The 15,222-nt window shown below is 66.6% G+C and carries 11 protein-coding genes; 6 read left to right on the top strand and 5 right to left on the bottom strand.

Going from position 1 to position 15,222, the window contains the following annotated elements:
- Window positions 1-5: 5 nt before the first annotated feature.
- Together FOC84_RS23805 and FOC84_RS23800 are read right to left on the bottom strand one after the other, a co-directional pair.
- A complete protein-coding gene (locus FOC84_RS23805) occupies window positions 6-2,090 on the bottom strand; it encodes an acetate--CoA ligase family protein (RefSeq protein ID WP_173146616.1) in 2,085 nt (694 codons plus the stop codon).
- Entirely contained in the window at window positions 2,087-2,890 is an 804-nt protein-coding gene (locus FOC84_RS23800; protein ID WP_013395040.1) for an enoyl-CoA hydratase, read from the bottom strand. The genes FOC84_RS23805 and FOC84_RS23800 overlap by 4 nt, the downstream gene beginning before the upstream one ends.
- Before the next feature lie 112 nt (window positions 2,891-3,002).
- Here FOC84_RS23800 and FOC84_RS23795 point away from each other — a divergent pair, with 112 nt between their 5' ends.
- The gene (locus tag FOC84_RS23795) at window positions 3,003-3,773 is read left to right on the top strand and encodes an IclR family transcriptional regulator (protein WP_173146615.1); all 771 of its coding nucleotides are present in this window, start codon (window positions 3,003-3,005) and stop codon (window positions 3,771-3,773) included.
- 71 nt (window positions 3,774-3,844) lie between these two features.
- On the opposite strand, the gene bktB is transcribed toward FOC84_RS23795, so the two are convergent.
- Window positions 3,845-5,026 (bottom strand): beta-ketothiolase BktB, encoded by a 1,182-nt coding sequence (gene bktB / locus FOC84_RS23790; RefSeq protein ID WP_173146614.1) that lies wholly within the window; start codon window positions 5,024-5,026, stop codon window positions 3,845-3,847.
- 166 nt (window positions 5,027-5,192) lie between these two features.
- Between bktB and FOC84_RS23785 the strand changes: the two genes are divergently transcribed.
- Both FOC84_RS23785 and FOC84_RS23780 read left to right on the top strand, forming a co-directional pair.
- On the top strand, window positions 5,193-6,098 hold the full coding sequence (locus FOC84_RS23785; protein WP_173146613.1) for a LysR family transcriptional regulator: 906 nt from the start codon (window positions 5,193-5,195) through the stop codon (window positions 6,096-6,098).
- Window positions 6,099-6,179: 81 nt separating this feature from the next.
- Complete coding sequence (locus FOC84_RS23780) at window positions 6,180-6,620, top strand: CBS domain-containing protein (protein ID WP_173146612.1); 441 nt, start codon at window positions 6,180-6,182, stop codon at window positions 6,618-6,620.
- A 30-nt stretch (window positions 6,621-6,650) separates the two neighbouring features.
- Here FOC84_RS23780 and FOC84_RS23775 read toward each other — a convergent pair whose 3' ends face one another.
- Window positions 6,651-7,415, bottom strand: coding sequence for a sulfite exporter TauE/SafE family protein (locus FOC84_RS23775; protein ID WP_173146611.1), 765 nt, complete (start codon window positions 7,413-7,415; stop codon window positions 6,651-6,653).
- Window positions 7,416-7,700: 285 nt separating this feature from the next.
- Between FOC84_RS23775 and FOC84_RS33425 the strand changes: the two genes are divergently transcribed.
- The 3 genes from FOC84_RS33425 to FOC84_RS23755 all read left to right on the top strand — a co-directional run bounded on the left by FOC84_RS33425 (window position 7,701) and on the right by FOC84_RS23755 (window position 12,946).
- Complete coding sequence (locus tag FOC84_RS33425; RefSeq protein WP_254241759.1) at window positions 7,701-9,329, top strand: FxLYD domain-containing protein; 1,629 nt, start codon at window positions 7,701-7,703, stop codon at window positions 9,327-9,329.
- Window positions 9,330-9,551: 222 nt separating this feature from the next.
- Window positions 9,552-12,143, top strand: a complete 2,592-nt coding sequence (gene acnB, locus FOC84_RS23760; RefSeq protein ID WP_173146610.1) for a bifunctional aconitate hydratase 2/2-methylisocitrate dehydratase — start codon at window positions 9,552-9,554, stop codon at window positions 12,141-12,143.
- A 203-nt stretch (window positions 12,144-12,346) separates the two neighbouring features.
- Window positions 12,347-12,946: a hypothetical protein gene (locus tag FOC84_RS23755; protein WP_088141625.1), complete on the top strand. Its 600-nt coding sequence runs from the start codon at window positions 12,347-12,349 to the stop codon at window positions 12,944-12,946.
- Window positions 12,947-12,959: 13 nt separating this feature from the next.
- Here the strand turns inward: FOC84_RS23755 and FOC84_RS23750 are convergent, their stop codons facing one another.
- Window positions 12,960-15,164: a TonB-dependent receptor gene (locus FOC84_RS23750; protein WP_173146609.1), complete on the bottom strand. Its 2,205-nt coding sequence runs from the start codon at window positions 15,162-15,164 to the stop codon at window positions 12,960-12,962.
- Window positions 15,165-15,222 lie beyond the last annotated feature (58 nt).

Genomic DNA, 15,222 nt, shown 5'->3' with positions numbered 1-15,222 from the left:
GCGCGTTAGGCGCTACGGGTTGCGGGCAGGATCAGCGCGTCCAGTACCGCCACGCCCTGTCCCGCCTCTTTGATCAGCAATGGATTGACTTCGATTTCCGCCACATGGGCGGGCGCGGCGAGCAGGGCATTGCCCACCGCCACGATGCTGCGGCACGCGGCCGCCACGTCGGCTCGGGGCTTGCCGCGATAACCGTCCAGCAGCGCGTAGGCCTTGAGTTCCCGCAGCATTTGCAGCGCGATGTCCTCGTCCACCGGCAGCAGGCGGTGGCTGGTGTCCTGGTACAGCTCGGTCAGCACCCCGCCCAGGCCCACGGTCAGCACCGGACCGAACACAGGATCGCGCGTGGCGCCGACGATGATCTCGGCCACGCCGCGCTCCATCTTCTGCACCATCGCGCCGTCGATGCGCGCGTCCGGCTGCGCCGCGCCCGCGGCCCGCGTCACCTCGCCAAAGGCGCGGCGCAAGGCATCGTCGTCGGCCAGGCTCAGCGCCACGCCGCCCGCTTCGGTCTTGTGCGCGATGTCGGCGCTCAGGATCTTCAGCGCCACCGGATAACCCGCTGCACGCGCTTGCGCGACGGCTTCGTCCGCGTTGGCGGCCGCGCCCACCCGCGCTTGCGGCAGGCCAAAAGCGGCCACGTATTCGCGCGCGTCGGCTTCGTTGCAGGGCAAGGCCGGAACCCCGGCCGCGGCCAGGTCCGGCGCCGCCGCAATGCGCTTGGCGCCGCGCGCCTCGCACCACAGCAGGTAAGGCGCCAGGGCGGCGACTGCCAGACCCAGGTCTTCGAACACGGCCACCTCGGCGTCGCGCAAGGCGGCGCGGCTCTGCGCCAGGCCGGTATCAATGGCGACGAACAGCCGCTGATGGCGGCGCGACACGTCCGTCAGCGCGTCGGCCATGCGGTCCAGCATGTAGCCGGGCGCATACACGACAACCGCGTCGATCGCATCGGTCGTGGCCAGCGCTTCCAGCACGGTATGCACGAAGGCCGGATCGTTGACCACGTTGCCGGTCACGTCGACCGGATTGCCGACCATGCCGTAATCGGGAATGCCGCCGCGCAGCACCGCCTGCAGCTCGGGCGGCAGATCGGGCAGGTCCAGCCCCGCGCCGATGAACTTGTCCGCCAGGATCGCGCCCAGCGCGCCCGACATGGTCAGCACCGCGACACGCTTGCCCGCCGTGCGGTGGCGCAGCGTGGCCAGGCTGGCCAGGTGCGCCATCTGCGCGAAATCGGTGGCCTCGATCACGTTCAATTGGCGGAAGGCCGCGCCGTACACGCGCCGGTCGCCGGCCAGTGCCGAGGTATGCGACTGCACCGCCTGCGCACCCTTGTCAGTGGTGCCGGCCTTCAGCGCGATCAACAGCTTGCCCTGGCGTTCCAGTTCACGGCAGGCGCGTATGAAGCGTTCGCCGTCGCGCAGCTGCTCGATGTAGCCCAGCACGATTTCCGTCTGCGGATCCGCCGCCAGGTACTCCAGGTATTGCGAGAAATCCAGGCAGGCCTCGTTGCCGGTGTTGATGAAATGCGAGAACGGCAGGTCCAGCCTGCGCGCGATCGCATACACCGCCGCGCACACGTTGCCGCTCTGCGTCAACAGGCTGACCTTGCCAGGACCCGTCTGTGCCGGCGCGGTCTTGAAGACCGAGGCGAACGCCGTGTAGGCCTGCGTGTTCAGGTTGGCGAAGCCCATGCAGTTCGGACCCGCCACGGCCATGCCGCTTTCGGCCACGAAGGCCTCCAGCTCGTCCTGCAGGCGCGCACCCTCGCCACCCGCTTCGGCAAAGCCCGCGGCGTAGACGATGGCGGCGCGCACGCCCTTGGCGTGGCAACGGCGCAGCATGGGCGTAACGTCCGCGGCCGCGATGGCCAGCACTGCCAGGTCCACCGGTTCGGGCACCGATTCGATGTCGGGCCAGCAGCGGCGGCCGAACACTTCCTGGTACTTCGGATTCACCGGGTAAATGCCGCCGGCGTAGCCGAAGCGCGTCAGCAGGTCCAGCGGCATGCCGCCGATGCGCCCGGCGTCGGCGCTGGCGCCGATCATCGCGATGGAGCGCGGACTGAGCAAGGGGTCCAGAGTCATGCGGCCTCGCCCTTCTTGTTGCGCTGAATCGCTTGCGCCAGTCCGCGTTCACGAACAGCCTGGAATTCCTCGCTCAGATGCGACAGCTGGTGCGTATCGAAATGCGCCGACAAGGCGGTGCGGAAACCCTGCGCGTCGGCCGTGCGGTTCAGCGAACGCTTGATGAGACGCAGGCCGAAAGGCGGCGCCTGCGCGATGCGTTGCGCCAGCGCCAGGGTCGCGGCGTCCAGCTCGGCCTCGGGCACCACGCGGTTCACCATGCCGATGCGCAGCGCTTCCTGCGCGTCCACCTTTTCACCGGTGTAGAGCATTTCCTTGGCCTTGCGCAGCCCCATGACCCAGGGATGGATCAGCACCTCGGTGGCCGCCGCCGCCAGCGTATGGCCGACGGGATCCGAAAAATACGCGGTGTCGGAACACACCACCAGGTCACACATATTGGCGATCATGAAGCCGCCCGCCACGCAGGCGCCCTGCACCTGGGCCACCGTCGGCTTGGGGAAGTCCCAGATGCGCATGCAATAGCCGTAGTAGCGGCGCGACTCGTATTCCCAGCGCTCTTCCACCGTGAAATCGGCGCGTTTGGCCTGGGCTTCCTTCAGGTCGTGGCCGGCGGAAAAGTGTGCGCCGCGTCCGGCCAGCACCACGACCCGCACCGAGTCGTCCTGTTCGGCGCGCGTCAGCGCATCGTCCAGTTCGTCCAGCATCTGCTGGCTTTGGGCATTGCGCGCGGATTCGCGCGCCAGGCTGATGCGGCATACCGAGTCGTGCCGCTCGACGGCCAGGGTGGCGTATTCCATGGTCTCCTCATCCTTGTTCTGCCGCGCCTTGAGAGGCGGCGCGGTCGACTGGATTGAATTAACGCATCCGAAATCCTAAAATACAAAATATTCAATCAATATTTCCCACATTATGAACAACAGTGGTTCTACAGGCGGTACCCAGAGCATGCGGCGCGCCCTGGGCCTGCTGCGCGTGCTGGCGCAGCACCAGGAAGAAGGCATAGATCTGCAAGGCGTCATGGCCGAAGCCGGGCTGGAACGCTCCACCGCGCACCGGCTGCTCAGCTGCCTGCTGGAAGAGCAGTTCGCCGAGCGTGATGCCAAGACCCGGCGTTACCGCCTGGGCGTGGATTCCATGCAACTGGGATTCGCGGCGCTGCGGCGCACGCCGCTGCTGGACGCGCTGCGTCCGTTCGCGCAGAAACTCGCGCGCCTGTCGGGCGACACGGTGTTCCTGGTGATACGCCAGGGCGACTACGCCCTGTGCCTGCTGCGCGAGGCCGGCTCGTTTCCCGTCAAGGTGTTCACCATCGACCAGGGCGAGCGGCGCCTGCTGGGCGTGGGCGCGGGTGGACTGGCGCTGATGGCCGCCCTGCCCGACGAAGAAATCGCCGCGCTGTATGCGCGGCATTCCGCAAGCTATGCGCAGATCGGCGCATCCAGCGCCGCCCTGATGAAATCGGTCAGGCAGGCGCGCGCCTCGGGCTATTCAGAGATCGTGGACACCATCACGCCCGGCGTCTCGGGCGTGGGCGTAGCGTTCCGCGTGTCGGAACTGACCTGGGTGGCTTTCAGCTTCGGCGCGATCAGCAGCCGGCTGGACGCGCCGCGGCGGGCGCAGATGGGCGCGCTGCTGCGCGCCGAATGCCAGGCGTGGGCCGAGGCTTACCTGGAAAAATAAAGGGCCCGCACACTGCGCGCGCTTCGCTGCCCCTGAAGGGGCGGCCCAGCGGCGGGGCGGGCCCTGGTGCTTCAGATCCGTTCGAAGATGGCGGCAATACCCTGGCCGCCGCCGATGCACATGGTCACCAGCGCGTAGCGTCCGCCCACGCGCTGCAGTTCGTGCAACGCCTTGACGGTGATGATCGCGCCGGTGGCGCCGATGGGGTGGCCCAGGCCGATGCCGCTGCCGTTGGGGTTCACCTTGGCCGGATCCAGCTTCAGCTCGCGCGACACGGCGCAGGCCTGCGCGGCGAACGCTTCGTTGGCTTCGATCACGTCCATCTGGTCCACGGTCAGGCCGGCGCGCTTGAGCGCGGCCTGCGTGGCCGGCACCGGACCGATGCCCATGATGTTGGGGTCCACGCCCGCATGGGCATAGGCCACCAGACGCGCCAGCGGCTTGACGCCGCGCTTGGCCGCGACCGAGGCGTTCATCAGCACCACGGCGCCCGCGCCGTCGTTCAGGCCCGAGGCGTTGCCCGCCGTGACGGTGCCGTTTTCCTTCTGGAATACGGCCTTCAAGCCGGCAAGGTTTTCGGCCGTGACGTCGCGGCGCACGTGCTCATCGGTGTCGAACACCACTTCGCCCTTGCGCGACTTCATCACCACCGGCACGATCTGGTCGCGGAAGTAGCCGGCGTCGATGGCGGCCGCGGCGCGGCGATGCGATTCCGCCGCCAGGGCGTCCTGGTCCTGGCGGCTGATGCCGAACTTGGCCGCCACGTTCTCGGCGGTGACGCCCATGTGCATGCGGCCGAACGGATCCGACAGCGCGCCAGTCATCATGTCCAGCATCACGCTGTCGCCCATGCGCGCGCCCCAGCGCTGCGCCGGCGCGATGTACGGCGCGCGGCTCATGCTTTCGGCGCCCGCGCCGATGGCGATGTCAGCGTCGCCCAGCATGATGGTCTGCGCGGCCGACACGATGGCCTGCAGGCCCGAACCGCAAAGGCGGTTGACGTTGAAGGCGGGAGTTTCCTTGGCAATGCCGGCGTTCATCGCCGCCACGCGCGACAGGTACATGTCGCGGGGTTCGGTGTTGATGACGTGGCCCACGGCGACGTGGCCGACCTCATCGCCCTTGACGGCGGCGCGTTCCAGCGCGGCCTTGATGACGGTTGCGCCCAGGTCGCACGGCGGCACGTCTTTCAGCGCGCCCCCGAAATCGCCAATGGCGGTGCGGACGGCAGACGCGACGATGACTTCATTCATGGTGTTTCCTCCTTGTAATGCGTTCCATCATACCGCCGCCGTCTCATCCCCGGGACTTGCGCGGCGGGCGCAAGGCGCGGCCGCTCGATAGCGAAGGGATAGCACCAATACCTGAATCGATATCAAAGTCATATCATGCCCGCCTAACGCCACCCGGAGCGCCCTCATGGATTTCCGTCATCTGCAGCAGTTCCTGGTCCTGGCCGAAACGCTGAATTTCCACCGCGCGGCCGAAAAGCTGCACATGTCGCAACCGCCCCTGTCGGTATCGATACGCAAGCTCGAAGAGATGGTGGGCGTGCCGCTGTTCCTGCGCGGCCGCCAGGGCGTGAAGCTCACCGAGGCGGGCCTGGCCGCGCTGGACGAGGCCCGCCGCGCCCTGTTCCACGCCGAGCAGTTCCGGCAGGCGGCGCGCGCCGGCGCCGCGGGCGAAGGCGGCACCGTGCGCATCGGCTTCGTGGGCTCGGCCACGCACGGCGTGCTGCCGCGCATCCTGCCGCCGTTCCGGCAGCGCTATCCCGGCGTCACCGTGGTGCTGCGCGAAGCCACCTCGATACGCATCATGCAGGAGCTGGAAGAAGACACGCTGGAGATCGGCATCGTGCGCGTGCCGGTGGCGATGGGATCCAACGTGCGGCTGGCGCCGCTCACGACCGAGAACTTCGCGCTGGCCGTGCCCAAGACGCATCCGCTGGCGCGGCGCGGCCGCATCCGCCTGGCGGACCTGGCCGACGAGGCCTTCATCATGTACACCGCCACCGAGGCCGCGGGCCTGCGCATGGCCGCCATCAACGCCTGCCAGCTGCGCGGCTTCACGCCCCGCATCACGCAGGAAGCGGTGCAGGTGCAAACGTTGCTCAGCCTGGTGGAAAGCGGCCTGGGCGTGGCCCTGGTGCCGGCTGGCGGCCGGCGCCTTCCGGGCACCAATGTCGTCTACAAGACGCTGGCCGATTTTCCCGCCGATGCAACGATCGGCATTTCGCTGGCCTGGAATCCCGCCACCGAGCGCAGCGCCACGCGCAACCTGCGCGAAATGGCCAGCCAGGCGTTCCGGGACAAGGCAGCGAAGTAAGCGTCGCGCTTGCGGCAACACCGCCGCCAGGCTTAGGATGGAGCTTGGGTTTTATCCTCACCAGCGATACGGGAGCGCATCGTGAAGACAGTTGCTGAGATACTCAGGGAAAAAGCCAATCATTCCGTCGTGACGGTTTCGCCCGATGCCTCGGTGTTCGAAGCCGTCAGGATCATGGCGGAACGCAGCATCGGCGCCGTGGTGGTGGTCCAGGGCGAAGAAGTGCTGGGCATGCTGACCGAGCGCGATTACGCCCGCAAGATCGTGCTGCAGGACCGCTCCTCGCGCACCACGAAAGTACGGGACATCATGACCGATTCCGTCTACTACGTCGGCCGCACGGATACGCGCGAGCACTGCATGGCGATGATGACGGAACGCCACTTCCGTCATCTGCCTGTCATCGAAGACGGCAAACTGATCGGCCTGCTCTCCATCGGCGATCTGGTCAAGGACGTCATGAGCGAACAGAAGTTCATCATCCACGAACTCGAACGCTACATCACCGGCGAACGCGGCTGACGCCGCGCGGTCCACGCCACGGACTCGCGGCTAGCCGGCCGCGAGCGTCCTGAATGCCGGCACGATCAAGCCCATGCCGGCCGCCAGCAACAGCACGAACACCATGCGCTTGACGGTCTTCATCGAGCCCGCCGTGCTGTAGCGGCGCGCCACCCAGGTGACGCCGATCACAACCGGCAGCGCCAGCAAACTCAGCCAGAACGACGAAGCCATGAAGGCCCCCTGCCCGGTCACGAGCGCCAGGCGCACGACCGCATTGAGCGAGAACAGGATGAGCAGGCTGTTGCGGATGGCGGCCAGCGGCAGGGGCTGGCGGTACAGGTGATAGACCATGGGCGGCCCGGCGCTGGAAAACAATCCGCCCAGCACGCCCGAAATCGCCCCGAAGAACACGAACGAACCGCGCGAGGACACGCGCGCCAGCGGCTGCGCGCGGGCAATCAGCAACACGGCGCAGCCCAGGATGGTGCAGCCCAGAAGCAGCTGCAGCAGCACGCCCATGGCGCCGCTGATCCAGGCCAGCGCCGCCACGCCTGCCCCCACGCCGACCAGGCTGCTAGCCATGGCGGGCCGCATCAGCGACCAGTTCACCTGGGGCTTGGCGCGCGCCAGCGTCACGGCCGCGTTCACCAGCGACAGCACGCTGACCACGTTGGCCACTTCGGACACCGAAGCCAGCTGGAACACGCCCGACAAGCCCAGCAGCACCAGTCCGAAGGCGAAGCCCGTCATGGTCTGCGCATAGGTGGCGAGCGCCACGCAGGCGAGGAACAGCAAATATTGGGAAATGCTCATGCTAGTGGGTAGAGCCTGACCTGCCTCGGCTCTGCCCGGGGCGGCGCGTTGCGCGGCACGGGAGCGGATCGACGGGGAACAGCGTAAGGGATTTCGGATCTGATTTTTCCGCCGGCGATGATAGCACCGGCAGGCCAGAAAACACATTTAGTCACAAATGGATGCGCTCGTGCACCATGCCGTCCCCCCCCTGCCGCTATCCTTGCCGCCCTGTAAATCCCTTGCGCCTTGCTCCCGCCGCGCCATCCGCCGCGCCGTCTGGATCCGGCGTGCACGGCTGCGAGAATGACGCCCAAACAGACCACGATCAATACGGTAACGCTGACCTGCTCGACCTGCGGCAGCGCCCAATTCACCAAGCTGGACACCAACGAGTACCGCTGCAGCCATTGCCACGCGGTCACGCTGGTCGAAGACAACGTCGCGCAAAGGCTGGAGAAGATCCTGCGCGGGATGCAGCAGCCGGCGCCCAAGCCGCAGCTCGGTCCGCGCGCCATCGCGGCGGTGGCTGTCGCCGTCGCCGCCGTGATCGCGGTGCCGCTGGTCGCCTCCATGATCGGGTCCAAGCCGACCGTCACGCGGCAGCCGCCTGCGCCGCCGCCCATCGACGCCTCGCTGGTCAAGCTGACGGACGTGCAGGAAATCCGCGTCCGCGACCGCACGCAGCTGGTCATGATCATGCGCAACGAGACCGGCAAGAAGATCGACGTGCCACGCGTCACGGCTGCGTTCTTCCAGGGCGAACTGTCGTTGGCGTCCAATTCCGGATCGGCGCCAGCGCGCTCGCTGCAGCCGGGCGAGTACACGCCCGTCACGATCTCCACGCCCAGCCAAGCCTACAGCCGCTACACCTTGCAAGTGTCCCAGCCGACGCTGGCGCGGGGCAAGAACAACGACGTGGTCGCCAGCAAGGTGCAATTGGTGCGCAACGACGGCGCCTACCGCCTGGTCGGCCTGTTGAAGAACAATGGCGCCAACGAGGCCAACAGCAGCCAGATCACGGTGATGCTGTACGGCGAGGACGGCAAGCTGATCGGCACGGCCAATGGCTACGGCGCCGCCAGCCCGCTGGCGCCGAACGCGCTGACCTCATTCGATGCGCGCGGCGAGATGCTGGCCGAAGGCCGGGTCGCGTCCTACGACTACATGGTGCAAAGCGAAGACCATGCCGCCATGCCCGCCGCGTCCAAGGAAGAAGCGCCGCCCAGCCGCATCGTGCGCGTCAGCCCGGCCGATGTGCGAGTCATCGAACACGTGCGACTGACCACCGAGGAACTGCTGGATCCAGACTTCGCCCTGTTCGACGCCAGCGCGCTCAAGTTGTCCGCGCCGCGCCGCCTGCTCGACGAGATCGAGCGCCCGGTCCTGTACGCCGAGCTGGTCAACACCAGCGACCAGTACGTCGTCCTGTCGCCGAAGGCCAACATCGCGGTGTTCGACGGCTCCAACCGGCTGGACCTGCGCCAGACCTGGAGCCTGCCGGCGCGCCTGTACCCCGGTGAACGCGTGCCGGTGGCGCTGACCGGCCGCGTCGACCGCTATACCGAGGTCAAGACCGACTGGCTGCCCGCCAAGCGCGCCGCCCTGCCCGGCCCCCGCCCCCAGTTGGCGGTCACGGTCGAGAACACCGAGGCCCAGGTCGGCACCGGCACCCTGAACTTCAGCTACCGCTTCCGCTACAAGTACGTGACCGTGCACGGGCGCGTGCGCAACGACAGCCAGGCCGAAGTCGAGAACGTGAAGGTCTGGGTCAGCCTGTACGACGCCCAGGACAAGCTGACGGGCGCGGTCTACCAGGAACTGCGGCTGCCCAAGCTCAAGCCCGAGGAAAGCGCGCCCTTCCAGGTGGATGTGAAGCAGTACGGCGGCAATTTCGCGCGGGTGGGCGTGGTGTACGACGCCGGACCACGCTAAGCCGTCCCGCCGGGCGCGCCCCTCAGCGCACGCCCGGACTGCCCCGGCAGGCGCGCACCCGCAGCCCCCCCTCGGCCGGCTCCGCCGGCTGCGCGTCGCCCTTAAGCAACAGCTATGGCCGCAAGTCTTATATAAGATATAAGACATTTGCTTGCGTCCCCCTGTTCCCTCTACAATCCGGCGAACAACCCTTCTTCCAACCCGACTTTGAGCAGGCCTCACATGCTGGATAACTACCGCCAACACGTTGCCGAACGCGCGGCTCTGGGGATCCCCCCGCTGCCCCTTACGGCCAAACAAACCGCTGAACTGATCGAACTGCTCAAGAACCCGCCCGCTGGCGAAGAGCAGAACCTGGTCGAGCTGCTGACCCACCGTGTGCCGGCCGGCGTGGACGACGCCGCCAAGGTCAAGGCTTCGTACCTGGCCGCCGTGGCGCTGGGCAAGGAAGCTTGTGCGCTGATCAGCCGTGCCAAGGCGACTGAACTGCTCGGCACGATGCTGGGCGGCTACAACATTGGCCCGCTGGTCGACCTGCTGGACGACGCTGAAATCGGCACCATCGCCGCCGCTGCGCTGAAGAAGACCCTGTTGATGTTCGACGCCTTCCACGACGTGAAGGAAAAGGCGGACCGCGGCAACGCCAACGCCAAGTCCGTGATGCAAAGCTGGGCCGATGCCGAATGGTTCACCAGCCGTCCGGAACTGCCGCAAAGCCTGACCATCACCGTCTTCAAGGTGCCTGGCGAAACCAACACCGACGACCTGTCGCCGGCCCCCGACGCCACCACCCGCCCCGACATCCCGATGCACGCCCTGGCGATGCTGAAGAACAAGCGCGACGGCGCCGCGTTCGAACCGGAAGAAGACGGCAAGCGCGGTCCGGTCAAGTTCATCGAATCCCTGAAGGAAAAGGGCCACCTGGTCGCCTACGTCGGCGACGTGGTCGGCACGGGTTCGTCGCGCAAGTCGGCCACCAACTCGGTGCTGTGGTTCACCGGCGAAGACATCCCCTTCGTGCCGAACAAGCGCTTCGGCGGCGTGTGCCTGGGCAACAAGATCGCCCCGATCTTCTACAACACCATGGAAGACGCCGGCGCCCTGCCGATCGAACTCGACGTTTCCAAGATGGAAATGGGCGACGTGGTCGAACTGCGCCCCTATGACGGCAAGGCTTTGAAGAACGGCGAAGTCATCGCCGAATTCGAAGTGAAGTCCGACGTGCTGTTCGACGAAGTGCGCGCCGGCGGCCGCATTCCGCTGATCATCGGCCGCGGCCTGACCGCCAAGGCGCGCGAAGCGCTGGGCCTGCCGGCCTCGACGCTGTTCCGCCTGCCGAAGGACCCCGCGGACACCGGCAAGGGCTACTCCCTGGCCCAGAAGATGGTCGGCCGCGCCTGCGGCATGCCGGAAGGCACGGGCATCCGCCCGGGCACCTACTGCGAACCGAAGATGACCTCGGTCGGCAGCCAGGACACCACCGGCCCCATGACCCGCGACGAACTGAAGGACCTGGCCTGCCTGGGCTTCTCGGCCGATCTGGTGATGCAGTCGTTCTGCCACACCGCCGCCTACCCGAAGCCCGTGGACGTGAAAACGCACCACACCCTGCCGGAATTCATCAGCACCCGCGGCGGCGTCTCGCTGCGCCCCGGCGACGGCGTGATCCACTCCTGGCTGAACCGCATGCTGCTGCCCGACACCGTCGGCACCGGCGGCGACTCGCACACCCGCTTCCCCATCGGCATCTCGTTCCCGGCCGGCTCGGGCCTGGTCGCCTTTGCCGCCGCCACCGGCGTGATGCCGCTGGACATGCCGGAATCGGTACTGGTCCGCTTCAAGGGCAAGCTGCAGCCCGGCGTGACCCTGCGCGACCTGGTCAACGCGATCCCGTTGTACGCCATCAAGCAAGGCCTGCTGACGGTCGCCAAGCAAGGCAAGAAGAACATCTTCTCCGGCCGCATCCTGGAAATCGAAGGCCTGCCCGACCTGAAGGTCGAACAAGCCTTTGAACTGTCGGACGCCTCCGCCGAACGTTCGGCCGCCGGCTGCTCGGTGCGCCTGAACAAGGAACCGATCATCGAATACATCAACAGCAACATCGTGATGCTGAAGTGGATGATCGCCAACGGCTACGAAGACGAGCGCACGCTGGGCCGCCGCATCAAGGCCATGGAAGCCTGGCTGGCCGACCCCAAGCTGCTGGAGCCGGACGCCGACGCCGAATACGCCGCCGTGATCGAGATCGACCTGGCCGACGTGCACGAGCCCATCGTGGCCTGCCCGAACGACCCCGACGACGTGAAGACGCTGTCGGAAGTCGCCGGCGCCAAGATCGACGAAGTGTTCATCGGCAGCTGCATGACCAACATCGGCCACTTCCGCGCAGCCTCCAAGCTGCTGGAAGGCAAGCGCGACATCCCGGTCAAGCTGTGGATTGCCCCGCCGACCAAGATGGACGCCACGCAACTGACCGAGGAAGGCCACTACGGCGTGTTCGGCACGGCCGGCGCACGCACGGAAATGCCGGGCTGCTCGCTGTGCATGGGCAACCAGGCCCAGGTGCGCGAAGGCGCGACCGTGATGTCGACCAGCACCCGCAACTTCCCGAATCGCCTGGGCAAGAACACCAACGTCTACCTGGGTTCGGCCGAACTGGCCGCCATCTGCTCGAAGCTGGGCCGCATCCCGACCAAGGACGAGTACATGGCCGACATGGGCGTCATCAACAAGAGCGGCGACCAGATCTACCAGTACCTGAACTTCGACAAGATCCCGGACTACAAGGACGTCGCTGACGTCATCGAAGTCTAAGCATCAACGGGCAGCGCAGCCTGGCTGCGCCGCGCGCAAGACGGCCCCGGAGAAATCCCGGGGCCGTTTTTTTTGCCTGGCGCGTGCGGCATAGGTCGGAGAATTTCGGGGACGGAACTTTTTGGACGATACGTTTTCATACAATCGCGGTATCTTGTGACATCCGCCCCACCCCTGCCCCGATCTCCGGAGGAAGACCGCCAATGACCCGGCTCTTGCTGCCGCCGCTGCTACTGCTGGCGCTTGCCGGCTGCGCCACCGCGCCGCCCTCGAATCCCGAAAATATCTGCGCCATCTTTCGCGAAAAACCGGACTGGCACGATGCCGCCCTGAAGGTACAGAAAAAATGGGGCGCACCCGTGCCGGTGCCCATGGCCATGATGTACCAGGAGTCTTCCTTCAAGCATGACGCCGTGCCGCCGCGTTATTACTTCCTGGGCTTCATCCCCTGGGGCCGCGTCAGTTCCGCCTATGGCTACGCCCAGGTCAAGGACGAAACCTGGGACGACTACAAGAAAGATGCCGGTGGCTGGGGTTCCAGCCGCGACGACTTCGCCGACGCGCTGGATTTCATGGGCTGGTACATGAACAAGACCCAACGCATCAACGGCGTGTCCAAGTCGGATGCCTACGGCCAATACCTGAACTACCACGAAGGCTGGACCGGCTACCGCAACCGCAGCTATGACCGCAAGGCCTGGCTCAAGACCGTATCGCAGAAGGTGCAGGCGCGGGCCCAGAAGTTCGCCTCGCAGTACAAGGGCTGCGAGGCGGATCTGACGCGCGGCGGCTGGTTCTGGTGAACGCCGCCTGAAATCAGAAGTCCATGCTCGCGCTGAGCGAGAAGGTGCGCGGTCCGCCCAGCACCAGGTAGCCGTTGCCCGGATAGCCGCCCACCGAGGACCAGTAGTTGCGGTTGGCGATGTTGTCCACGCGGGCGCGCAGGGTCACGACGTGGCCGTCCACATCCATCATGTAGCGCAGGCCCGCATCGAAGCGGGTCCAGCCCGGGACCTTGAGCGTGTTGGCGTCGTCCGCGTAGGACGAGCCGGTATAGACCACGCGGCCGTCCACGGCCAGGCCCGGCACGCCGGGGATGTCCCACTCCACGCCCATGTTGGCCTGGAAGCGCGGCACGCCGATCACGCGGTTGCCGTCGATGGACGGGTTGCCGGTGGAGCGCTGCTTGGCGTCCAGCCAGGTCAGGCCACCCAGCAGGCGCACGCTCTTGATGGGTTCGCCGTACATCGTCAGTTCAACACCCTGATGGCGGTCCTTGCCCGAGGTCGTCAGCTCGTTGCTGGCGTTGTACATGGCGCGCGGCTTGTCGGTGGAGAACAAGGCCAGTCCTGCCCCCAGACCATCTGCCTCGTACTTCGCGCCGATTTCCTTCTGCTTGGAGACAAACGGCGGCAGACTCTGGCCGGCGTTGGGCACCGGCTTGCCGCCCGCATTGGCCGGGGCGGTCGGTCCCGCGACCAGCGCCTCGATGTAGTTCGCGTACAGCGAAACGCTGGGCGCGACCTTGACGACGAGGCCCGCGGCGGGCGAGTTGTGGCTGGCGTCGTAGGCGCCGTTTTCCTTGCCGGTGTTGTACGCGTAGTCACGTTGCGACAAGCGCTGATGGCGGATGCCGGCCGTGAGCAGCACCTTGTCGTCCAGGAACGACAGCGTATCGCCGATGGCGTAGCTGCTCAGGCGGGTACGGCCTTGCAGCGCCGGGTCGTCCAGGTCGTTGCCGCGCAGCGCGGTGGCGCTGAACGGCGGCTTGTCATACGAAATCGGGTTGTAGATGTTGGTGGGATACGTGTTCTGCCAGTCCATCACATAGGCGTTCTTCTTCTTCAGGTCGAAGAAGGATGCCGACACGACGAACTCGTGGCCCACCGGGCCGGTACGCACTTTGCCGCGCAGGCCCAGTTCGCCCGTGTTCACACTGTCCTCGCGGGTGTTGTCGAAGCGGTAGAAGGTGCCCGCGCCCGTGCTGCCATTGGTCAGCGTGACATTGCCCAGCGAGTTCGCCTCGTCGCTGCGGCGCATGCCAAAGGCCGCGTAGGCGGTCAGCTTGTCGCTGAAATCGTGTTCGGCGCGCACCGTGCCGAAGACGTCGCGCTCGTTCGAATAGGACCAGGGCTGCGCATAGTTGGAACTGGCGTCGGGCGCGTCGGGCACTTTGGTGACGCCGGCGCCCAGCGTCACGTTGGGACGCGCGCGCTTGAGCTTGTTTTCCTGCCAGCCTATGTCCGCGGACAGGCGGGTGTCGGCCGAGCGCCAGTCCAGGCCCAGCGATACCAGGCTGGTGCGCGAGTGTTCATCGTCGATGCCGGTGTCGCCGCTGCGCTGCGCGGCGTTGAGCCGGATGCCGGTGCTGTCGCCGGGACCGAAGCGGCGGGCGATGTCGGTGGACAGTTGGAACTGCCCGCCGCTGGACACGCCGGTGGTGACACGGGTCAGCGGTTCATTCGGCGCGCGCTTGGGCACCAGATTGATCACGCCGCCGATGCCGCCCCCGCCGGGCGAGGCGCCCGTCAGGAAGGTCGAGGCGCCGCGCAGGACTTCCACGCGCTCGAACAGCTCGGTGGCGATGTACTGGCGCGGCAACAGGCTGTAGAGGCCGTTGTAGGCCACGTCGTCCGAACTCAGGATGAAGCCGCGGATGAAGTACGACTCCTGGAAGTTGCCGAAGCCGCGCGCCACGCGCACGCCCGAATCGTTCTGCAATACGTCGCCCACGCTGCGGGCCTGCCGGTCCTGGATCAGTTCATTGGTATAGCTGGTGATGCTGAACGGCGTGTCCATGACGTCTTGGGTGCCAAACAGGCCGATGCGGCCGCCGCGCGCAACCTGCCCGCCGGCAAAGGGTTCGGCCAGGCCGCCGGCCGAGGCATCGGCGCTGGCCTCGACCTTGATGGCGTCCATGGAAACGACGGAGCCGGCCTGATCGGACGTGGATTGGGCTTGGGCAACGGGGAGATAGCACGGCAGCGCGGCGGCCATGCAGGCAAGAGTTCGGATTTTCATGTCGGGAAGTTCGCAGGCAGATATCAAAATCCCGATGGGGTCACGCGCGCACTGGAGA

It is taken from the genome of Achromobacter pestifer (assembly GCF_013267355.1).
GTDB lineage: Bacteria > Pseudomonadota > Gammaproteobacteria > Burkholderiales > Burkholderiaceae_B > Achromobacter > Achromobacter pestifer_A.
This window is presented reverse-complemented; position numbering and strand designations above follow the sequence as displayed.